This is a genomic window from Paenibacillus daejeonensis DSM 15491, from assembly GCF_000378385.1.
Taxonomy (GTDB): Bacteria; Bacillota; Bacilli; order Paenibacillales; family Paenibacillaceae; genus Paenibacillus_D; species Paenibacillus_D daejeonensis.
The window spans coordinates 40,870-62,217 of the sequence record NZ_KB899680.1 but is presented as its reverse complement, the minus strand read 5'-3'; the positions used below and the strand labels follow the sequence as shown (position 1 = coordinate 62,217).

Genomic DNA, 21,348 nt, shown 5'->3' with positions numbered 1-21,348 from the left:
AGCTCTCCCCGCTGCATCCCAAATGCAGCCCCAACAGAAAGAGCCCTCTGGCCGGTTCACACTGGCCAGAGGGCTCTTCATTATGCTCGTTAGGCTGATGGTTGTCCATTGGACGAGTGACGGTAGACCATCTGGTACGGAATGGTCATCCGCACTGGCAACGTATACTGGCGGTCCAGATAATCCAGCAGCAGCTTGACGGCGTATCTGCCCATCTCCAGCTTGGGGACGTGGATCGTCGTCAGCGGCGGCGAGGTAAATTCGGAGATCTCGATATTATCGACGCCCACGAATGCCATGTCCTCGGGAATGCGCAGGCCGCGCTCCGCAGCCGCTCGCATCGCCGCTATCGCCATCATATCACTGGCCGCAAAAATCGCCGTCGGCACATCCCCGCCATGTTCAAAAGCCTGCTTCGTCAGCTCATAGCTGAGCGCAACATCCCACTTCACATCCAGGATCCAATGATCCTGCAGGGGAAGCCCCGCCTCGCTCATCGCACGCTGATAGCCCAGAAACCGCTTTTCCTGCCGGAACGGATCGTTCAGCTCAGAACCGCCGAGATAACCGATTCGCCGATGACCCTGTCCAATCAGGTAGTGCACAGCCTCCCTTGCCGCAGCTTCCCGGTCGTAGGTGACCACAGGAATATCAGGATCCGAGAGATCAACGCCGACAACAGCCCTAACATGCTGCTTGATCCAGCGATACGCCCCGGCATCTATCCGTTCGACAACGATCATCCCGTCGATCTGATGCTCCTTCACCAGTGTCTGCAGCGAAGGAATATCGGTAGGACTGTCAATACTATGTATGAATTCCAGCCGGAGGCCGGATGCGTTTAATGCCTGCTCAATCCCCTCCAGAATGACAGAGAAGTACGGATTGTTATATTTGTTCTGAGGTGCAGCAACGACACAACCGATCCGCACCGCCGGACTGGCATCGCGCCTCTTCTCGGCACGGGTAACTTTGTAGCCCAGCCGCTCGGCCGTTTCCCAGATCCGTTTGCGCGTCTCCTCGCTTACTGAACGTGTGGAGTCATGCTTCAAGACCCGCGAGACCGTCGAGATCGAGACGCCAACTTGTGCTGCAATATCCTTTAATCTAGCCATCCCCTGTTCCTTTCCATTCCTGACCGGAATCTCAATCTGCCACACAAGTTTCTTCACTACCCTGAAAATTTGCGGCAAATTTAATTGTAATTCTCCGGCTGGGGTTTAGTCAAGAAAATGCACGAATGGCGCAGATGGACAAGCGGAAAAAGCGGAAAAAGCCGACCACCGCCAGTACAGCGGAGATCGGCTTTTTGGGGTCAATCAGAATGGGCCAGCATGTTATTTACTCGCTAGAAACTCCTCCAGCTGCCGCTGGACTTCAGCAACATACTCATCGATTCCCGCAGCTTTCAGCTTCTCAAGCGCCTTCGGATATGCTGTCTCAAAATCCACAAAGCCGGAGCGGACTGCGGCCATGTCTTTGCCCGCTACTTCCCGCAGCTGGGCCTCAATGCCTTTAACATTCTCATTATTGAAGCGGAACCCTAGAGCGTCAGAGAGCACAGCCTGCTCATCCCAGCTCTTGTAGTTGTCGATCGACGCCTGCTCGACATCCGGTGCAAACAGCTGGTAGTGCTGGTTCCGGAACATCCACTCATAGAAGAACTCGCTCGCTGTCAGCTTGTTGATACGGCCGTCTACAACCTCGTAATCCTGACCCTCTACCCCATACAGCGCAAACAGATAGTTCTCCTCGGACTGGTACAGCCAGTTGACGAACTTCATTGCCCCTTCCGGATTCGGAGCGGTTACGGGAATGGCCAGCACCTCCCCGCCTGTCGAGGTGATGTAGCGCGGCTTATCCTCCGCAAGCAAGTACGATTGCAGTACCGCATTCGGTGCATTGGCCTTGACCGCACTGCTAATCTCCATCTCCTTGCCCAACGAGCCTTCGACCCACAGAAACAGACCGGTCTGCATGCGCGAATCGCGCTCGTTATACTTGATGGTCAGATCTTCCGAGTACAGCCCTGCATCATACATGCCGTGGTTGAACTTCGCAACGTCCTGAAAGGCCTGCGTTTCAAAATAACTGTACGCCTGTTTGCTTTCTTCGCCAAAGACGACAAGATCCTCCGCAGCAATCCAATTGAATTGTTCTTCGGCAAAATAACGGGTTAACGGCTTGAAAATAATATCGGCCGGCCCTTTTAGCTCCGGGAACTGCTCTGCCGCCTTGGCGGCAAAGGTCTTGAGGTCCTCAGCCGTCTTGAGATCCGACATCCCCACCTGCTCCAGAATATCCTGTCGCACCGTAACTAGCTGGTACATCGCCGAGGATGGGGCATAGGCCGAAGGAATTCCATACGTCTCACCACCAATGACTGCACCCTGCAGTTGCTCTTCAGGCAGCACCTTCAGCATATCCTGACCATACTCCTGGATCAGGTCATCAAGCGGCCGGGCCTGCTTCTTGTTGACGATAGCCGCCAGGTCAGGCAAGCCGTCCCAGTACAGGTCGATCGGCTCATTGGCAGCAAGCATGATATCCTTCTGCTCCCAGTATTGCGCCCACGGGACAAATACCAATTCTACCTTCAACCCCAGATCGGCAGCCATCCGCTCCGCAAACTCATTGTCCAGAAACTCAGACATCCGGTCTGTCTCTTCCCCCGGATAGAGAATGGTCATCGTTTCGAGCTTGCCCGTTGTTCCGGCGCCTCCCTCACCGCCTCCGTTGTCGCTGCAGCCCCCGATAATCATCGCCGCTGCCAGTAGCCCTGCTGTCGTCTTCCACGCCTTTCCTTTGCCCATCGTAATCCTCCCCTTCTAGGTATCTATTGTGTAAAAGCCTGTAAGGCTCCATACCAAAAAACCACTATTCCTTAAGCGCTCCCGTCATGATACCCTGCACGAAGTACTTCTGGATGAAGGGGTACAAGAAGATAATCGGACCGATGGTGATGACCGTCACGGCCATTTTAACCGTCTCCGCAGGCAGCGTAATCGCACCTGCCGCTCCGGAGGGAATCCGCCCCGAGCTGATGGCATTGACATTGGACAGAATGTTGTACAGATAGTATTGTAGCGGGAACAAGTCCCGGTCGGTAATAAAAATCAGGGCATGCCACCAGTCATTCCAATACTGCAGCGCGTACATCAGGCCAATCGTTAGCAGCGGCGTCTTGCTAAGCGGTATCGCGATTTGCCAGAAAATCCGGAAATGACCGGCGCCGTCAATCTCAGCTGCTTCATAGAGGGATGGGGAGATCGCCGACATGTACGTACGCAGCAGAAACATATTCCACACATTGAAGATGGCGGGTAGAATCAGGGCCAGCAGACTATTTTTAAGGCCATAGTAATTGACACTCACCATATACCAGGGAATCAGACCCGCCGAGAAAATGATCGTGAAGTTGCTGATAAACGCTAGCACATTGCGGTACCTCAGCTTGCGAATCGAAATGGCGAAGGCGATCATGCTTGTAATCAGCAGGGCCCCAAGCGTACCTGCAACTGTGACGAGAATCGTGACACCATACGATCTGAGAATGCGGGAACCGCTATTGAGAAAAATATAATTGTACGTATCCAGACTGAAGGCCTGCGGCAAAATCGAATATCCGTTGCGCGCAATCTCCCGCTCCGACGAGAAGGATACGCTGACCGTCATGAGCAGCGGGTACAAGCATGCGACCGCAAAGAGGGCAATGCCCAGGTAAGCCAAGGCTGTCACCAGCCGATCACCCGTCCATCCGTGCTTGGTCATCAGAACAATCCCTCTCCATCGTTAATTTTCTTCGCCGTCTGATTCGCCAGAATGACGAGGATCAGCCCCATGACAGACTGGAACAATCCAATTGCCGTAGCATACGAGAAGCCTAGCGTCCTCATGGACTGGTACACATACGTATCGATAACCGACACTTCATCAATTAGGACCGGATTGTTGCCGACAATCCCGTAAACCATGCCGAAGTCGCCATAGAAGATGCGCCCCACACTCATGAGGGTCAGAATAATGATGGTCGGCTTCAGCATCGGCAAGGTCAAATACAGGATCCGCTGAAACTTGGTTGCCCCATCCACCTTGGCCGACTCATACAAACTCCCGTCAAAATTGGCCATCGCCGCCAGGTAGATGATGGAGCTGTAGCCGCTCCACTTCCACACACTCGAAGCAATAATGATTACCTTCCAATATTGAGGCTCGGAATACCAGCGAATCGGATCCATACCGAACAGCTCCAGCACACGGTTTGCTACACCGACGTCGGTGGAGAAAATCCCGTATACAATCGCGCCGACAACGACCCAGGAGATAAAGTAAGGAAAGAACATCATGCTCTGGGTCATTTTTTTGAAGGCGACGCCCCGCACCTCATGCAGCAGAATGGCAAGCGTAACAGGGACCAGGATGCCAAGGATAATACCCCAGAAGTTGATAAACAGCGTATTGTACGTGACCTTCCACCCCATACCGCCTGTATCAAAGAAAAACTTGAAGTTATCCAATCCTACAAAAGCACTGCCGAAGATCCCGTCCACCACATTGAAATCCGTAAACGCCATCCAGATGCCGGCAAATGGGATGTAACTAAACAGGAGCAGCATCAACATGGCAGGGACACTCATCAAGTACAATACGCGGTGCCGCTTAAGCTCATAGATAACGCCCCGTTTGGTTCGTGGCTGGGTCTGCACCTGTGTTTGCTCCACCATCGGATCCATTGCTTCACGCCCTCTCCATGATCGGAAGCGTTGCTGCCGCGAGCTCCCTGCGCAGCTCCTCCTTCAGTTGATCCATTTCCATCGTCTCCCCCGTCACCCGTGCCCGTTCTGCTGCATAGGCCATTATGTGGCTCTCGACCGAACGGTCGATGGAGGAGCGGCTCATCTCGCCTGCTTCCTTGCTGCTGAGAATCTCCAGAAAATCATTCATCAGACCGGCATCCCCGCCGTTATGTCCACCGGCAACCGCCGCTGGCCGCACGATAGTCTGCTCGACCCGATCCGCGGCATTGGAGGCGAAGCGGGTGATTTCGATCCGGTTCTGGCTATCATCGCCGTGAATTTCGCCATGCTCGCACATGATCTTGATCGTGCGGTACATTTTGTTGGTGAAGCCGCTGAGATTGAAGGTGACGGTGACGCCGTTCTTGAACTCAATTAACGAGACCTGATTATCACACACATCATTGTCGCACCGATATACACACCGGCCGTACGGGCTAGTCTCGAGCGCCCGGAGCAGACCTTCTTCCGACTGGTCCGGCGAGACGACGGTGGCTGGCCACTGGCCCCGAATCGGCAGATACGCCTTCACTGCATCAAACCGGCATTCCGTTGCCGCCGGACAGCCCAGACAGCGGTCCGTACTCCCCTCCGGTGCATTCTCTTCCTTGAAATAGGCAAGGCCGCCGTAGGAAGAAATCCGCTTGGCCTCACTATCAACCAGCCAAGCCAGAATATCCATGTCGTGACAGGATTTCTGCATGACCAGTGGACTTGCCAGATCCTGTCTACGCCAGTTCCCCCGCACGAAAGAATGAGCCATATGATAATTCCCGATATTCTCGTCATGCTGAATGGTAATCACGCGGCCCAATTCTCCGCTGTCGATAATCCGTTTGATCTCGGCGAAGAACGTCGTGTAGCGCAAGACATGACACACAATGACACGACAGCCCGTTTCGTTGGCCTTGCGCTGGATATCCAACGTCTCCTGGGGGCTGGGCGAGATCGGCTTCTCGAGGAGGATATCGTAGCCCAGCTCCAGGGCGTCCATGGCTTGCTTATAGTGATCTCGGTCCATTGAAGAAATAATGACGGCGTCGCAGATCTTGCCCAACTGGTAAAAGTCTTCTACCGCAGCAAATTGCCTCTCTGGAGGAATACCATAGGCGACAGCAGCCGCTTGCCGCCTCCCGGGATCCGGCTCAATTACAGCGACAATGGTCGCTTGCGGATGGGCATAGTCGGCGTAGATCACGCCTCGCTGCCCCGCTCCAATCAATGCTAAGTTCAATGTGTTTCCCCCTTGATGTCTTGTGGTCCAGCAGCGTCTCCAATGACTTCCTCCGCCGTTGGAACCTGCGGATCTTCAAGCGGATAATAGCCTTCGGGATAATACGTATCCCATATATTCACCAGCTGGTCCGCCTCATCGGCGATCGTCAATGTACCGGCATCGTAATATCCGTCTTCCGCCTGCCCTTCAATGCCGAGCGGGATCACGCGTCGATCACTGCCGAACAATCCGATATGCACGCGGTACCTTCCTGCAGTTAAATTCGGCAAGCGCAGCATCTCGTTATGCACGATATCACCGATGAGCCACTGCTGCGGATGGGCAGCCAGCGTCAGTTCACACGAATCATCGGACCCGCTCAGCCGCAGCTTCATGACGCCAGGACGGTAGAGGCCCGCCGTGCCCGTGTTCACCAGCCATAGCCGGAGGGGCAAGGTCCCGCCGCTCGCCACTTGCTCCGGATAAGTAAGCCTGCGCAATTCCAGCCGGCTGCCCAGACCCAGCGGCAGATTGGCCAGACTGACATGCCAGCGCCGGATATCGCGAAGCAGCGCCTGCGAGCACGTGGTATTCGTTATATCCAGGACCACTGGCTGTCGCTTCCAGACATGGTGCAGCCTAGCTCTGGCCATCGCTTCACAGCAGCCCAGACGGTTGTCCTCGCTGCAGCGGATGAACAGGCCGAAGTCCAGTCCGCGCTGCCGCCAATGCCGGATGACAGCGGGCTGATGAATATCAGCCAGCACCGGTATGATTGTGAACGCGTCAGCATAGGCATCCCACACCTCCCGACTGTCCTCTGGCGCCAGGATGACCACACCTGCCACCGCTTCTCTGCCATCGAGGATGCTTGCCACCTTGCGGATCAGTGCTGCATAGCAGGCCGCGGTATTTGCTGTCGCCCAGTCCGGCGGCTCGGGCCGGAGCAGCAGGACGGGATGGGCTGCTTGCCGAATCGCCAACAGCATCGCCGACAGCTGATAGCGCCCCCGTTCTGGCTCCAGCTCCCGCCACGTCCAGGCCAGCAGATCCGCACGCCCCCGTTCCAAATCCTCCGTGCCAAGCGCCATGACACGGGGCCTGATGGTCACCGTACGGTACTGCTCATAGTTATCCAGCGAGAAATTGCAGTTCATCGTGACGCACCTTCCCGAAAGGTGAGGCTAGCCACTTCCTTGAAGCGGGTGATGTCTTCCGCCTGGAGGTAGGGCATGTCACCGATCCGTTCAACCTCCTCCTTCAAAACAAACATGCTCGTCGTATGAAACGAACCGCTGTCCCGCATATAGGAAGCCGCTGCCCGCTGCAGGGAGGTCTTGGGTTCGAATGTGAGGGGATCGGCCTTGCGGTCTCCGAAAACCTCCAGATGGATCATCGCATCTCCGGCGCTAATCGGATAATTGTACAATTGACGCTGCACCTGCACGATATTGCTGGTCGCTTCGTCCAGAATGAGCGATAGTCTGGGGTCATACAGCCAGCTCTCACTCCAGAATCCGCGTATGGAAAGCTCAGGGTAATAGGCGCTGTAGAAGTCCAGGGCCATCGTCATGGAACTCTTCACCCGCTCGGGTGTATACCCCGGGCCGGAGGGAATATGCAAGGCCAGCAGGATATCGCCTTGCCCCAGCACCTTCTCCCAGAGCTGCTTGTCAAGAGTCGTAGGCTGTGCCTCTACACAACCTGCAGGATTGATCCGATGGGCTCGGACACGCACCTCGTCTTCCTCCCACCCTGCATCAAAAGCCCCCACTGTATCAAAAATCCCGTTCACACCGTCCAACTGGCCATCCCTGCGGAAGCGGTCGCCGCCGTGGCGCAAGGCGATCACACGACCGCTCTCCCGGCTGCGATAGGCTGTGAGGGCATCCCCGAACCGGTGGGGAATACAATAAAACCGGTCGAACAAAAAAATGGAGCCGGTGTAAAAGTTCATCATCCATGGAAAATCCGATACGGTAAAATCCTGCGCTTGCTCCAGCTTCTCCAACTGTGGCTTCAAAAATTGATAAGGAATATCCCGGTACCAAGTCTCGGGAATCCCCCGCTGCTGCAGCCGCGCAAGGGAAGGCGCAAGGCAGGCCAGCAGCAGCAAAAAGGAGTACCGGTCTGCCAGCTTGCCCAGACAGGCGGGGGACAGATTCGTATAGAATGTCTCGTCGCAGCGTTCGCGCACCGTGCTGATATCCGCAACAAGAAATTCTGTAAAGGCATGCAGTACCGAATCCTGCTCAATCGCTTCTAAACCCTCATTTATAAGCTGCTGCACATGAGAAGACACCGCATACCGCTTATAGAGGTTATTCAAGAAATCACGGGGCACAAGCTCCCCCTGCCCAGACGGAAGAAATGCACGATACTTGTACTCCAGCCCCTCCGGTAGCGCATCGAATCTGCAATGCGACAGACAAGTGTCAAAACTCAGGTTAGCCATCGGCTTGAACGCCTCCCATTCGTATCGTCCCCAGCGGGTAATAACCATCCTTCTCGCCTTCTATGGCCAGCTTCACGTTGCCGATCTCCTCGATGCCAGTCACTATTCCCAACTCCAGCTGATAGATGCCCTCTGCCAGATCGTCAGGTAGGGACAACCACTCCTCCCACCAGATATCCTCATCCGGCAACCAGGACCGCGGATCTTCCTGGCAGGTGAAGGTGTACGTCTGACTCACACCCACAAGCCTGATCGTCAGTGGATAACGGTTGTATAACGGCGCAACACCCACATTGGCCCACAAGCCGCTCACCTCCAAGCAACCGCCAGGTCTCACTTCCGGGCTATAACTGAATGTGCGGAGCTCGAAGCGGTAGCCCATCTGTCTCAGCCACCCCTCGACCTTCTCGCGCCATGGCTCCGGCACAACCGTCCCCTTATTATTGAAGGAGGAGATATGCCACCTCAGCGATTCGGCAATGATGTAGTCAATATCCCAACCTTGTACATACCAGTCATTCATGTGCCAGCAGGCCTCGAAGACGACCGGCCCCTGCTTCCAGGCCTCCGCCATCCGGAAGTTCTGGATATTCTGAGGATAGAAATCCGTCATATGCGACCAACGCTCGCCGTGGAAGCCCCCCATATCCCCGAGGCAGTCTACACGGAAGCCGACCCTGGCCCGGCGGTCTGTCAACAGGCCCACGGATACGGGGTCATGCAGCAGGGCCTGTAGCGGCGTCTGCTTGAAGCCATCCACGTAAGCGTCGATGATCCGGGAGATCGCCTCCACATCCATAAACTCGGTGCCACCACCCTCTCCCCAAGCGCCAACAATGGCTAAATCTACGGAGCTGAGAAGCGGATGACCGTCGTATCTTGCTGCAAAAGCGCTGATAAACTCAGACCAGTAGTCGGCATAAGGCGTCGTATTGGGATCTACCCGCCAGAACGGGAATGCCGGTCGCTCAGGGTACGCCTCGCGGAACCACGCTGGAATATCATCGTCCAGTTGCAAGGCATAAGGAGAACAGCGAATGATGACAGAGTAGCCGAGCGCCCGCGCCGATGCCAGTCTTTCGTCAATCAGTTCCCAGCGGTAGCTGTGTCTGACAGGCTCGATATCCTTCCATCGGACCCCGATGAAGCTGACCTTGGCGTCGGGATGGTTATAGGTTGCGCTGTCTGGCGAGAACTTGTACTTGGCGTGCTCTACGCCGAGATTATCGCAGATCCGCTCCGGCGCCCCCATAAGCTGAGGCGCGGCCGTAAAACCGATCCCGGGATTTTCGATGACTCTCTCATGAACGTCAGGATAAACGGTGATGGTTTTACTCATTCGCGCACGCTTCCTCCCCCGTAAATATGCACGTTTACTTAACGCAATAAAACAATATTGTTTAGTAAACTTTATGATGCCATTATAACACGGGCTCGAAATCTTTCAAGATTTATTTTTGCCTTTTCTCCAGGTATGCGCTATCATTTTTAATTTTGAGTCAAGTTTCCTGACACAATTGATCTGAATTAACGTATTAAGGGCCTAAATCGCTATTAAGCCTATAGATTTTCGAGAATTCCATGTTATATTCACAACGTTATTTGTTTCGTTATTTTAACGTAACAAAATATTATTTCGGTTATTTATTATTTTTACCACCAAAAACAAACCTGCTTGTTTCGTAAACCCCGGTCCCCGTGTTAAAATAGAAACCAATGCGTTCACCATGTCCAATTGCAAAAGGAGAATTCCCGTCTATGAGCACGATACGTGATGTCGCCCGCTTGGCCGGTGTGTCCACTGCAACGGTCTCAAGAGTCGTTAACAATGATGCGACTTATAAAATTACGGAAGAGACCCGCGCCAAGGTATGGCAGGCTGTCACTCAGTTAAACTATAAAATCAACGCCAACGCTAGACGCCAGACTGCGGTAAAGGTTTCCCCTGTCAGCAAACCGCCCGTGAGGATCGGCTGCGTCATCAGCGTGACCAAGGATAAATATAATGATCCTTATTTCATGTCCATTCTTTCCGGCGCAGAGGAGCGGCTTATTAGTGCGGGCTGTGATATCGCTTTTGTACGGACGGGGCACGAGCTGGAGGATAAAAAAATTCTCTTTAACACGTTCAGTGAGCCTATTACAGGCCTCATCCTGATGGAAACGTTAAATAAGGAAAGCTATGACTATATTCGCAAGCAAGTTCCGCATATCGTGGGCATTGATACCCATCACGGGGACATCGATAATGTCGGTTATGACCATTACCATGTCGCCACCACCGCGGTTCAGCATCTGATTGAACAGGGGCATGAGAAGATTGGTTTTATCGGCGGGAGTGGTACGGGAGGAAACCTGAAGGATAGTCGTCGGTACAGGGGTTACTATAGCACCATGCATGCCGCAGGCTTGCCGGTACGGGAGGATTGGGTCATTGATTGCATGTGGGATGAGGCATTATGCATGGAGGAGATTAACCGGCTGTGCCTGACAGGAGATTACCCTACTGCCTTCTTCGCCGCCAGCGACCTGATGGCGATGGCCACCTTGAGCGCTCTATACCATAATGGGATTTCTGTTCCCGAGAAAGCCGCCGTTATCGGCTTGTCCAATATTGAGATGTCACGCTTTGCCAGCCCGCCTCTGTCTACAGTGCATGTTCCGACCAAGGAAATCGGGATGGCCGCTGTCGATCTATTGTTCGACCGGCTCAGCGGCAATGCTATCCTTCCCCGTAAAGTCCTGCTGCCGACAGAACTGATCATACGGCATTCAACGTAATCCGTGTTAAGGCCTGTGCACCGGACCAGAAACCGGCCGGTGCATGGCATTGCCTACAAAATACGAGAGAGCTTGCGGTACTCGCGGGGCGAGATGCCCTCGAGCCGCCGGAACAGCCGGCTGAAATAGTGAATGTCCGGATACCCTACCTTCTCACCGATCCGCTCAATCGGCCAATCGGTCTCTCGCAGCAGCTTACGCGCTTCCCGATGCCGCACCGACTGGACATAGCTACTTGGAGGCATCCCCGCCGCTTGCCTGAATAGCTTGGCTGCATGGTCGCGGCTGAGGTCCAGCCTTCCCGCCAGGACATCGCCTGACCAGTCGGATGATGGCTGTGCCTCGATCTGCCCCATCAGCTCTGTCAGCCGTACACTGTGTTCGGATGTTCGCTCCAACTGATCCGTCATGGCGATCCGCAGCAGCTGGACCAGAATCTGCTGCATTAACCCCTGACAAGCTACCTCATAACCAGGAGAGCGCATCGTAAACTCTTGCACCAATTGCTCCATCAGTTGTACGCACGGCAATGGCGGCGTCACGACTGTCATTCCGGAGAACAACGGCAGCCCTTCTGTCCACGGCTCACGTGCAAACTTCCCTTCTTGCAGCTCATCCTCTCGCACGACCATATCCGCTTCTGTCTGAATCTCAAGCTCATCGAAGAAGTCAAAATGAATGCCCATGAACTTGGCATCCGGCACCGACACAACCTCGTTCTGATGAAAAACGCCTGAAGGCAGGAAAATCATCTGCCCCGCCTCCACCCGGTGACGCATCCCGCTCATTGTGGTCGCCGCTTCTCCCTGACTGACATACAACCACTCAAAATCATACAAGCGCCTGCGCTCCAGCACGCCTGTCGGCATACGCTGGAACTGGGCGTAATGAATGCTGGGCCGCCACTCCCGCTGCTCCGCCCTGCGGCGAATGGGATACACCTGCTCCACTCCGTTCATCGCCTCCCCTCCAATCACGGATTTGTACAACTATTCCCTTATCACGCTAAATCAATCCGAGCAGAAGACCATTATAATTACAGATATCTTAACCTATACGTCTGCAATCGACAAGCAACTGATATGGTCAAATTAATCCGCCGTTCGCAGCGGCAAAGGAGGCCCTACACATGAAAAAAGGAATTAATATCTGGTCATTCGGAGAAGGAACGACGATTAAAACAGCCATTGCCACAGCCAAAAAAGCCGGCTATGACGGGATCGAGCTGTCTCTTAATGAAACCGGCGAGTTAAGCCTGGAGTCCACGGACAGTGAGCTGGCGGAGATCAAAGCCCGGCTGGAGGACGCAGAGCTTGAGCTTGCAGGCTTGGCAACTGGCTTGTACTGGGACTACGCGATGACGAGCGAAGATGCCGCCAAGCGCACCAAAGCCGTTGATGTCTGCAAGAAGCAACTGGAGAGCGCAGCTGCCCTTGGCGTGGATGCCATCCTGGTCATTCCGGGAGCCGTTGGCGTGGACTTCATCCCTGGCAGTGAAGTTGTGGACTATGATGTGGCCTATGACCGTGCGCTGGAGGCCATCGGATCGCTAGTACCTTTTGCCGAGCAAGCCGGCGTCGCCATTGCCATTGAGAATGTATGGAACAAGTTCCTGTTGTCGCCGCTTGAGCTGCGCGGGTTCATTGACAGCCATCAATCGGCATATGTCGGCTCCTACTTCGACGTGGGCAACACGGTGCAGAACGGATATCCCGAGCAGTGGATTCGGATTCTCGGCGATCGCATCAAGAAAGTGCATTTCAAAGATTACCGTCGCCAGGCGGGCGGACTGCACGGCTTCGTCGACCTGCTCGCAGGCGACGTTGACTACCCAGCGGTGATGCAAGCACTGCGCGGGATCGGGTATGACAACTACGTGACGGCGGAGATGATTCCACCATATACGCATCATAGCGAGCAAATCATCTATAATACCTCCGCTTCTATGGACGCAATCCTGGGACGGACGCGCACTGGCGCATAACACACATCATAAAGGGAGGAACCCTCATGCTTAAGGTAGGCTTGATTGGATTCGGCTTCATGGGCCGCATGCATTTTGACAACTATACACGACTGATTCAAGAAGGCGAACCGATTGAACTGGTTGCCATCTGTGACAAGCTCATCGATGAATTGAAGGAAGGCAAAGCGTCCGGCAATATCGACACCGGACAAGAGGTGTACGACCTCAGCAGCTATCGCCTCTATGATGATATCGAGACCATGCTAGCCTCCGAGGAGCTGGATGTCATTGATATCACACTGCCCACCTATCTACACGCCGACCTGACCTGCTCCCTGCTGGAGCGCGGCTATCATGTCCTGTGCGAGAAGCCGGTTGCGGGCAGTGCCGCCGACGGCCAGCGGATGGTAGATGCAGCTAACAAGTCAGGAAAGACGCTCATGATCGGGCAGTGCCTGCGCTTCTGGCCCGCCTATGAGCTGCTCAAATCGTATGTGGAAGACAAAACATTCGGCGAAGCTACTGCCGGTTACTTCTTCCGTGGCTCCGGCGCACCCAAGGGCTGGTTCCTGGACGGCAGCTTGAGCGGTGGCTGTATGCTCGACATGCATATTCACGATGCAGATATGATCCATTGGTTGTTCGGCAAGCCGGACAAGGTCTCCTCGGTGGCCCGCAATGTCATTCCCGGCAGTGGCTACGATACGGTGTCCACCAACTATATCTATCCGGACGGCAAGGCAGTCAATGCGCAGGCCGACTGGACGCTGGAGGGCGACTTCGGCTTCGCCATGTCGTACCGGGTCAATTTTGAGCGGGGCAACCTGGTGTTCGAGCAAGGCCAGGTGAAGGTACATCCGGGCGATGCGCCGGGCTATACCGCCGAGTTATCACCAGATATGGGCTACTACCGACAGATCAAGTATTTCTTGTCGTCTGTGAGCGCCGGCACCCCCGTCTCCATCTGCACGCCGGAAAGCGCGGTCGGCTCGCTGGAGATCATCGAAGCCGAGATTCGCTCCGCTGATCAGGGCGGCGAAACGGTAGCGCTGTAGCGCAATAAAAAAAACCAGCCACAACTGCGTCGTCATGGACGCCGGGTTGTGGCTGGTTTTTTGTTTTGTGTGCAGATGTTCTTAGCTAAGAGCTCGCATGTCCCTGGCCCACGACCGTCGTTCCGTCCAGATCCAGGAAGACCACCAGATCGCCTGCTGTGTCTGTAGCGGTGCGGTGGAAGGTCACTGTCATGACTTCAGTGCTAGTATAGGCTGGGTCAATCAGGGCGCGGGTTGCAGCGTCCACATGGATGATCTCAGCGGTGGATTCTTTGGGCGTAATCTGCACCAAATCCTGCTGCGCATCCGAGAGGCTGCTGAACGCCACCATCTCGACCGCAGGGGTATGGCTTCCTGCCGGGTCGTAATGATAGGCGGCGACACCTAGAGACATAAGCAATACAGCAGCTGGTACAAGCACCTTCATCATCGAGTTCACCTCTTCATGTAAATCAACCTTTATTTAATCATAAAGGAACCTCAGACGATCGGCAAGTTAAGCAACTCATTCCTCTGCATCATACTCCACCGCACCCCTTTTGACATAACAACTATAAATATGATATATCTTTTGTAGCGAGGTGTATCTTTCTATGACCGAAATTCCACTCTACCAACAAATTGTTCAACGGTTAAAACAACAAATCGCCTCCGGCGAGCTGAAGAGCGGGGATCAAGTGCCCACAGAGGCGGTGCTCTCTGAGCAATTCGGAGTGAGCCGGATTACGTCGAAGCGCGCCCTGACCGAGCTGGAGAACGAAGGCCTGATCTACAGAGTCCGCGGTAAAGGCAGCTTTGTTCGCGAGCGCGAGACCCGCGCGGGATCTCGCAGCTCGTCAAACACGGATAGCGGAGCAAGCACCATCGGCAGCGACCTGCTGCTGCTCCTGCCCTTCAGCCATAATCCAGGCTTGGGTGACTATGAGCAAGGGATGCATCATTATCTGGATGCGGCAGGACATACACTGCATATTCAGGCCAACTCGCCCGGCAGTCAGCGACGTTTGTTGGAGCAAGCCTTACTGCGGCCGCATCAGGGTCTCATCTTCTATCCTTTAGAGGGCCATGCCGATCTTGACCTGCTCTATCAGTATGCTTTGCGGGAGATCCCCGTCGTGCTGATGGACAAGCACCTGGAGGGTCTCCCCTTTCCTGCAGTCGTGTCGGATAACCAAGGTGGCGGGTACGAGGCGGCTCTCCACCTGATCCGTCACGGGCATCGCAAGATTGCCTTTTTGTCATGGGCACAGTCTGCCACCGTCTATACGGTCCGCGAACGATATTGGGGCTACCTCAAGGCTATGCATGAGCATCAACTGACCGGCACCGCCTCAGTCGAGGTATCCCGCTTAAGCACTGAGCAACCAGAGCACAGCATCCAGGCTTGCTATATGCAGACTATTCAAATGCTGCGAGAGCAAGGCGTCACTGCGATTGTCGCCAGCAACGATCTCGAAGCCATCGAATGCATCCGCGCCGCCCAGTCACTCGGTCTCTCCGTGCCTGACGATCTGTCCATCATCGGCTTCGATAACATTCAGATGGCGGAGTATATCACACCCGGCTTGACGACGGTCGCTCAAGACTTTGCCCGCATCGGCTATTTGGCCGCCGAGCTGCTAGTCCGTCAGATTCGCCAGCCTCATCAACCCCAACCCTCTGCCGTCGTCCCCGTCCAGCTCATCGAGCGCGGCTCGGTCAAGACGCTGCAGAGCTAGTTCAGATCAAAAGCGCACTTTTTAAATCACCTTACAAAGGAGAATTCCTATATGCTGCATTACATCGATACTCGGCAAGGCTCCAACAACAAGCACTCATACTCCAATGGCAATACGCTGCCGTACACCGCGGTGCCGTTTGGTATGAACCATTTTGCGGTACAGACGGAGAACAACGGCAGTTGGTTCTTCAACCCGAACGATCGGGTATTTCAGGGCTACCGACTGACCCATCAACCCAGCCCATGGATGGGGGATTTCGCTAGCTTCCTCATGACTCCGATTGCCGATACCAAGCTGCGCGGCACCGTGTACACCTGCCAGAGCTCGTATCGTCCGGAGGAAGCGACATTCAAGCCGCATCATATGAGAATCAAGCAACAGCGTTTCAATATCGTTTCCGAGCTGACTCCAACGTGCTACGGCGCGGCGTTGCAGGTCCGCTACAACTCATCCCAACAGGCTGGGTTTGTGGTGAACAGCAAGCAGCGCAGTCAGCTGACCCTGGATGTGGAGAAGCGCACCCTGAGCGGCTTCTTCAATAATTTCTCTGGCTGCCGGGATGACGGGTTCGGCATCTATGCCGTGCTCACTTTTGACCAGGAAATCGACGCTGCTGCTTCCGGCATCTATGATGCCAAAGGCAACTTCACAGCGACCACAGCATTGGAGGGCGAGGACCAGCATTTTGTCATTCGGTTCAAGGACTGCGAGCGCGGGACGCTGCAGGTTAAACTGGCTACCTCCTACATTAGTTACGAGCAGGCCCAGCTGAATGGGAGACGCGAGCTGACGCCAACCTTTGAGGAATTGAAAGAGCAAGCGGCAGAGCGTTGGAATCACTACCTGAACAAAATCAATGTGACACATCGCGACGAGGAAATGCTTCGCACCTTTTACACGTGCCTGTACCGCATGTTCCTGTTCCCGCAGAAATTCTATGAACGAGACGCCAGCGGCGAGGCGATTCACTATGACACCACAGCCCGAGCCGTGAAGCCAGGTATCCTCTACACCAACAATGGCTTCTGGGACACGTACAAGACGGTCTATCCGCTCTACTCGCTGATTGCACCTGAAGAATATGAGGAGATGCTGGAGGGTTACCTCACCTCGTACCGCGAGACCGGCTTCCTGCCCAAATGGCTCTCCCCCGATGAGCGCGGACTCATGCCAGGCACGCTGATCGACGCCGTCGTTGCGGACGCCGCAGTCAAGGGGATTGGCAAGAAACTGCTCCCCGAGCTGCTGGAGGCGATGCTGAAAGGCGCGAGCACCCAGAGCCAAGAGAAAGGCTACGGCCGTCAGGGTACGACGGATTATCTGCAATACGGCTATGTGCCGCTGGACCATCATGAGAGCGTCAACCACACACTCGACTATGCCTACAGCGACTTCTGCATCAGCCAGGTGGCAGAGCTGCTGGGACAACCCGAAGTGGCTGCCGAGTACCGTGAACGCTCGCACAATTACCGGCATGTCTTCGACACGGAGACCGGCTTCATGCGGGCCAAGGACAAGGATGGTGCCTTCCGTCCAGACTTTAACGACACGGCCTGGGGGCTCGACTACGCCGAGGGCAGCGCCTGGCAGAATGGGTTTGCGGTGTACCATGATTTTCAGGGACTCATTGATGCCTATGGCTCCAGCGATCGTTTCTTCGAAAAAATTACCGAGCTGTGCAACAAGGCTCCGGACTTTGATGTGCGGGGGTACGGCTACGAGATTCATGAGATGAGTGAGATGGCGGCTGTCGATTTCGGCCAGGTCGCCATCTCCAACCAACCGAGCTTCCACATCCCGTATCTGTTCAACTATGTGGGACAGCCAGCGTCCTCGCAGGTCGTTATCAAGCAGATCATGACCCGTCTGTTCAACAGCGGCTTCGACGGCTTCCCGGGGGATGAGGACAACGGCAGCATGTCGGGCTGGTATGTGTTCAGCTCCCTGGGCTTCTACCCTGTCTGCCCGGGCACGGGCCAGTACGTGCTGGGCATCCCGTTGTTCGACAGTGTCACGGTCGAGCTAGCCAGCGGCAAACAGCTGCACATCACGACGGACAACAACAATCCGCAGTCCAATTTTGTCAGTCATGTCACCGTGGACGGTGAGACCTATACCAAGCTGTACCTCACCCATGAGGAACTCATGGCTGGGCGCTCGCTCGACTTCCGTCTGGGCCTGGCTCCGACGTACCGGACGTATAGCGCAGATGAGCTGCCGTTTTCGTTAACGAAGCGGTAGATGGGAGTGAGTAGTTAACGCAAAGAGCAAGCCTTACCGTTCATCATAACGGATGACGGGGGCTTGTTCTTTTTTTGGTGATTGGGAAAGTAGGTACTTTTTTCATACCTGGTGCCCATGGACTCGATTTTTCATATTTATTTGGTTCATTAATACGAGAATGATCCAAATAAGCTTGAAAAATCATGTTTATTTCGCCATTTTCTCGTTTTTCTCTGAAATAAGGTCGAAATTTCATATTCGTTTGATTGAACAGAAGTATGTTTGAGCCGACAACTAGCGGTTTGTGGGGCAAATAGAGGAATAATGGTGTGTTACAACGGACGGTCGGCGGACACATCTTAATTACAGAAAGGGGTGTCTCCTAGTCTTCGCAGATGACTAGGAAACACCCCTTTATGCGAAGTACTGCACCGTCAGCTAACCGACCTGCCGCAGAGAGCTCGCTATCCCTCCGCAACATCCATTTTGCGCCGCTGCTTAAACTGGTACATCGTCGTATCCGCATGCTTGATCAGCTCGTCCGGATCCGCTCCATCCCGCGGAAACCGGCTGATGCCCACGCTCATCTTGATCTCCAGGACCTTCCCTTCGTAGACCAAGACGTTGTCTGCCACGGCTTCCTCCAATCGGTGAACCGCTTCAGCCGCCGAGTCTCCATTCTGACCTGCAGGAACGAATAGCACAAACTCGTCCCCTCCTAACCGGGCCGCACTGCCAGATGTTCCTGCCACCACACGAAGAAGCGCGGATACATGCCTCAGTACCTGATCTCCCGCTTCATGACCGTAGCTGTCATTGACTTGCTTGAAATCGTCGAGGTCGATGACCATGACAGTTAACTCTTCGTTGGTATGCCGGGCGTCCACAATGGCTTGGCCCAGTCGTTCATAGAAATGTCTGCGGTTGGGAAGCTCAGTGAGCGGATCATGGTAGGCCATGAATGCGATTTTGCGCAAATATTCATTGCGAGCGCCGTCATCGCGGATCAGCAGGATGGCATGCGGCTCATGGTTCACCGTCACATAATCCCCGCTGATCAGCGCTTCGATGGACTGGTCTCCGTTGCGCAGCACGGACTCGAACTCGCCGAGCTCCGCGTGCTGCCGCAGCTTCTCCGTCAAGTGCTCTCCGCCGAGTGCTTCAAGTGACGCCCCCTTCAGTTCCATGAGACTGAACATCCCCTCGGCGCTTGGGTTGGCTTCCTTGATCTGTCCCGTCAGGGAGACCAGCAGAATCGGCCGTGGATTGAGCTGGAACAGCTTCTCATACCGGTGATGAGCGTGATTAAGAAACTCATACTTCTTCATGGCCAGCCGCAGCACAAAACACCAAATGAGCCCAGCGTACAAATAGGGATAAGGAGGGATAACCTCGCCGAACCGGAAATAACCGAATATAGCGACCCAGGCAAATGTCAGCAGACTTCCATACTCCAGCAAACGCAGGATCCCGTTCTGCTCCCGGTACACCGCATGGCTGTTCCGCTTGCGGACAACCCGCAGCATGAGGATCGGGATCAGACTCAGCGCCAGGCTTGCAGTAAGTGTCCCGTAATAGGCCGCGTTGGCAACCGGCCATTTCCAGACACCACGCACGACAAACTCCTGTGCAGAGATGAGCTCTTGCCGGGTAAGAAGGCTGGCCGGGATGGCCAACAGCAGCACGTGAAAGAGATAAGGAAACCACGGTTTCGGAAGACGCTTGTCCAGTCCAATCAACCGTGCAAGCAGGTGAAAGCCAAGTCCGGGGATGATGACGCCAATACTGGCAAACCAAAGGGATGCCAGCACCGGACTGTAGGACATGGGCAGCATGAAGCGGATATACTCTTCCAAGAACAACAGCAGATAGCACAGAATCGTCAAGCTGACCAGGATATGCTCCAGCTTTTTTGGATTGCGAAGATACACATCCATTCCCATGTAGAAGAAAAATACGATCGGTATCCAGTAACAAACGATGGGAATCCACACTTCAGACGGGCTCAAGGGCTTGTCTCCTCCGCGGTCAGCTCGCATTACGTCGAATATGGTCTTATTTTAGCATGTTCGCGCAATTCGGCCTATAAGCGGTTTAGTCCATTTTTTGCAATCCCTTGGAGATCGCTTCGAGCAGCACACCTGTCCGGTCGCAGCCATACTCCCAGAACATCAAGCCAGCTAGCCCTTCCCGCTTGATATAGTCGCACTTGTGGGCAATGGATTGCTCATCGTCGTAAGAAATAAACGTGCTTCCGTCGAACAAGAATGGCGCCTTGGCCTCCTGGTCCCAATGGCGCTTATAGCCGTTCTTACCAATATAATCGGCCGCCAGCTCGGCGTAGTTAGGGCCGTAGCCGCCGCTGGTGCCTGCCATCTGATGCAATCCCTCCTGCATATTGGGTACACTCTTCCACATCCGCGAATAGAAGGCTGCGCCGATGACGAGCTTGTCTCTGGGTACGCCGGCACGCTCGAAGAGCTTGACGGATGCATCCGTAGATATCCGAAACAGGTCGCCGGTGGGCGCATACAAATTCGTGTGGTGACCGGTCAACGTCTGAAAGCCGCCGCGCATATCGTAGGTCATCAGTTGGACGTAATCCAGGTAACGCTGCACCTCAGCCATCTCGGTACCGTCAATATAATACTGATCCGCACCGGCCGCTATGGTGAGGCTGTAGGAGCGCCCGTCTACGGCTCCCTTGCGGTCCAGCGCCTCCCGGAGCTCCCGCAGCAATAGACTGAAATTGCGGCGGTCTTCCGGACTTGCAGTAATGCCCGCTACTCCGTAACAAGGATATTCCCAGTCCAGATCGATGCCGTCCAGTCCATGCTCGTCGATGACGCGCAGAGCCGAACGTGTCATGGCTCTCCGCCCTTCCTCTGTCGCCGCTGCTTCGGAAAAACCGCCGGCGCTCCATCCGCCGACAGACAACAGAATGGTCACACCCGGATGCAGACGTTTGAGCTCTGCGATGCGGCCCATATTGGATAGATGGTGAGTGACGATCTGATCGTCCCGGATATGCCCGAACGCAAGATTAATATGGGTCAGTTTGAAGAGAGCCTCCTGCGTCACATTCGGCAGGTCGCCCGCGCCAATGTAGCCAATGACTTTATAGGCTGAACTCAT

17 protein-coding genes are annotated in these 21,348 nt (G+C 54.7%); 5 read left to right on the top strand and 12 right to left on the bottom strand.

The features are described 5' to 3' along the window. Nucleotides 1-89 precede the first annotated feature (89 nt). The 8 genes from F556_RS0131090 to F556_RS0131055 form a co-directional block, all read right to left on the bottom strand. Entirely contained in the window at nt 90-1,115 is a 1,026-nt protein-coding gene (locus tag F556_RS0131090) for a LacI family DNA-binding transcriptional regulator (RefSeq protein WP_040718974.1), read from the bottom strand. A 222-nt stretch (nt 1,116-1,337) separates the two neighbouring features. Beyond that, nucleotides 1,338-2,813 (bottom strand): ABC transporter substrate-binding protein, encoded by a 1,476-nt coding sequence (locus tag F556_RS0131085; RefSeq protein WP_020620924.1) that lies wholly within the window; start codon nt 2,811-2,813, stop codon nt 1,338-1,340. A gap of 64 nt (nt 2,814-2,877) precedes the next feature. Continuing rightward, complete coding sequence (locus tag F556_RS0131080) at nt 2,878-3,771, bottom strand: carbohydrate ABC transporter permease (RefSeq protein WP_020620923.1); 894 nt, start codon at nt 3,769-3,771, stop codon at nt 2,878-2,880. After that, entirely contained in the window at nt 3,771-4,733 is a 963-nt protein-coding gene (locus tag F556_RS0131075; RefSeq protein ID WP_020620922.1) for an ABC transporter permease, read from the bottom strand. The genes F556_RS0131080 and F556_RS0131075 overlap by 1 nt, the downstream gene beginning before the upstream one ends. Nucleotides 4,734-4,737: 4 nt before the next feature. Beyond that, nucleotides 4,738-6,030: a Gfo/Idh/MocA family protein gene (locus F556_RS0131070; RefSeq protein WP_020620921.1), complete on the bottom strand. Its 1,293-nt coding sequence runs from the start codon at nt 6,028-6,030 to the stop codon at nt 4,738-4,740. After that, the gene (locus F556_RS35775) at nt 6,027-7,169 is read right to left on the bottom strand and encodes a DUF4832 domain-containing protein (protein WP_020620920.1); all 1,143 of its coding nucleotides are present in this window, start codon (nt 7,167-7,169) and stop codon (nt 6,027-6,029) included. The genes F556_RS0131070 and F556_RS35775 overlap by 4 nt, the downstream gene beginning before the upstream one ends. Continuing rightward, nucleotides 7,166-8,515 carry an acyltransferase domain-containing protein gene (locus F556_RS35770; RefSeq protein WP_051108813.1) on the bottom strand — a complete coding sequence of 450 codons (1,350 nt, stop codon included), beginning with the start codon at nt 8,513-8,515 and terminating at the stop codon, nt 7,166-7,168. The genes F556_RS35775 and F556_RS35770 overlap by 4 nt, the downstream gene beginning before the upstream one ends. After that, nucleotides 8,460-9,806 carry a DUF4832 domain-containing protein gene (locus F556_RS0131055; RefSeq protein WP_020620918.1) on the bottom strand — a complete coding sequence of 449 codons (1,347 nt, stop codon included), beginning with the start codon at nt 9,804-9,806 and terminating at the stop codon, nt 8,460-8,462. Before F556_RS0131055 ends, F556_RS35770 begins: the two co-directional genes overlap by 56 nt. Nucleotides 9,807-10,225: 419 nt before the next feature. On the opposite strand from F556_RS0131055, the gene F556_RS0131050 reads away from it, so the two are divergent. Next, nucleotides 10,226-11,248 carry a LacI family DNA-binding transcriptional regulator gene (locus tag F556_RS0131050; protein WP_020620917.1) on the top strand — a complete coding sequence of 341 codons (1,023 nt, stop codon included), beginning with the start codon at nt 10,226-10,228 and terminating at the stop codon, nt 11,246-11,248. A gap of 53 nt (nt 11,249-11,301) precedes the next feature. Here F556_RS0131050 and F556_RS0131045 read toward each other — a convergent pair whose 3' ends face one another. Further along, nucleotides 11,302-12,207, bottom strand: a complete 906-nt coding sequence (locus tag F556_RS0131045) for a helix-turn-helix transcriptional regulator (protein WP_020620916.1) — start codon at nt 12,205-12,207, stop codon at nt 11,302-11,304. 170 nt (nt 12,208-12,377) lie between these two features. Here F556_RS0131045 and F556_RS0131040 point away from each other — a divergent pair, with 170 nt between their 5' ends. Beyond that, complete coding sequence (locus F556_RS0131040) at nt 12,378-13,232, top strand: sugar phosphate isomerase/epimerase family protein (protein WP_020620915.1); 855 nt, start codon at nt 12,378-12,380, stop codon at nt 13,230-13,232. Nucleotides 13,233-13,258: 26 nt separating this feature from the next. Continuing rightward, the gene (locus F556_RS0131035; RefSeq protein ID WP_020620914.1) at nt 13,259-14,269 is read left to right on the top strand and encodes a Gfo/Idh/MocA family protein; all 1,011 of its coding nucleotides are present in this window, start codon (nt 13,259-13,261) and stop codon (nt 14,267-14,269) included. Between the two features lie 85 nt (nt 14,270-14,354). On the opposite strand, the gene F556_RS0131030 is transcribed toward F556_RS0131035, so the two are convergent. Then, entirely contained in the window at nt 14,355-14,699 is a 345-nt protein-coding gene (locus tag F556_RS0131030; RefSeq protein WP_020620913.1) for a hypothetical protein, read from the bottom strand. Nucleotides 14,700-14,862: 163 nt separating this feature from the next. Between F556_RS0131030 and F556_RS0131025 the strand changes: the two genes are divergently transcribed. Both F556_RS0131025 and F556_RS0131020 read left to right on the top strand, forming a co-directional pair. Beyond that, nucleotides 14,863-15,987: a GntR family transcriptional regulator gene (locus F556_RS0131025; RefSeq protein ID WP_020620912.1), complete on the top strand. Its 1,125-nt coding sequence runs from the start codon at nt 14,863-14,865 to the stop codon at nt 15,985-15,987. 51 nt (nt 15,988-16,038) lie between these two features. Next, entirely contained in the window at nt 16,039-18,231 is a 2,193-nt protein-coding gene (locus F556_RS0131020; RefSeq protein ID WP_020620911.1) for a GH92 family glycosyl hydrolase, read from the top strand. A gap of 446 nt (nt 18,232-18,677) precedes the next feature. Here F556_RS0131020 and F556_RS0131015 read toward each other — a convergent pair whose 3' ends face one another. Both F556_RS0131015 and F556_RS0131010 read right to left on the bottom strand, forming a co-directional pair. Then, on the bottom strand, nt 18,678-20,222 hold the full coding sequence (locus F556_RS0131015; RefSeq protein ID WP_020620910.1) for a GGDEF domain-containing protein: 1,545 nt from the start codon (nt 20,220-20,222) through the stop codon (nt 18,678-18,680). A gap of 85 nt (nt 20,223-20,307) precedes the next feature. Beyond that, nucleotides 20,308-21,348, bottom strand: coding sequence for a glycoside hydrolase family 18 protein (locus tag F556_RS0131010; RefSeq protein ID WP_020620909.1), 1,041 nt, complete (start codon nt 21,346-21,348; stop codon nt 20,308-20,310).

Coding starts and splice junctions, on each gene's coding strand:
- F556_RS35775 (WP_020620920.1), bottom strand. CDS start 7,169: ATGAACTGCAATTTCTCGCTGGATAACTATGAGCAGTACCGTACGGTG.
- F556_RS0131085 (WP_020620924.1), bottom strand. CDS start 2,813: ATGGGCAAAGGAAAGGCGTGGAAGACGACAGCAGGGCTACTGGCAGCG.
- F556_RS0131080 (WP_020620923.1), bottom strand. CDS start 3,771: ATGACCAAGCACGGATGGACGGGTGATCGGCTGGTGACAGCCTTGGCT.
- F556_RS0131025 (WP_020620912.1), top strand. CDS start 14,863: ATGACCGAAATTCCACTCTACCAACAAATTGTTCAACGGTTAAAACAA.
- F556_RS0131055 (WP_020620918.1), bottom strand. CDS start 9,806: ATGAGTAAAACCATCACCGTTTATCCTGACGTTCATGAGAGAGTCATC.
- F556_RS0131020 (WP_020620911.1), top strand. CDS start 16,039: ATGCTGCATTACATCGATACTCGGCAAGGCTCCAACAACAAGCACTCA.
- F556_RS0131045 (WP_020620916.1), bottom strand. CDS start 12,207: ATGAACGGAGTGGAGCAGGTGTATCCCATTCGCCGCAGGGCGGAGCAG.
- F556_RS0131035 (WP_020620914.1), top strand. CDS start 13,259: ATGCTTAAGGTAGGCTTGATTGGATTCGGCTTCATGGGCCGCATGCAT.
- F556_RS35770 (WP_051108813.1), bottom strand. CDS start 8,515: ATGGTTATTACCCGCTGGGGACGATACGAATGGGAGGCGTTCAAGCCG.
- F556_RS0131050 (WP_020620917.1), top strand. CDS start 10,226: ATGAGCACGATACGTGATGTCGCCCGCTTGGCCGGTGTGTCCACTGCA.
- F556_RS0131090 (WP_040718974.1), bottom strand. CDS start 1,115: ATGGCTAGATTAAAGGATATTGCAGCACAAGTTGGCGTCTCGATCTCG.
- F556_RS0131010 (WP_020620909.1), bottom strand. CDS start 21,348: ATGAGTTCAGCCTATAAAGTCATTGGCTACATTGGCGCGGGCGACCTG.
- F556_RS0131040 (WP_020620915.1), top strand. CDS start 12,378: ATGAAAAAAGGAATTAATATCTGGTCATTCGGAGAAGGAACGACGATT.
- F556_RS0131030 (WP_020620913.1), bottom strand. CDS start 14,699: ATGATGAAGGTGCTTGTACCAGCTGCTGTATTGCTTATGTCTCTAGGT.
- F556_RS0131075 (WP_020620922.1), bottom strand. CDS start 4,733: ATGGATCCGATGGTGGAGCAAACACAGGTGCAGACCCAGCCACGAACC.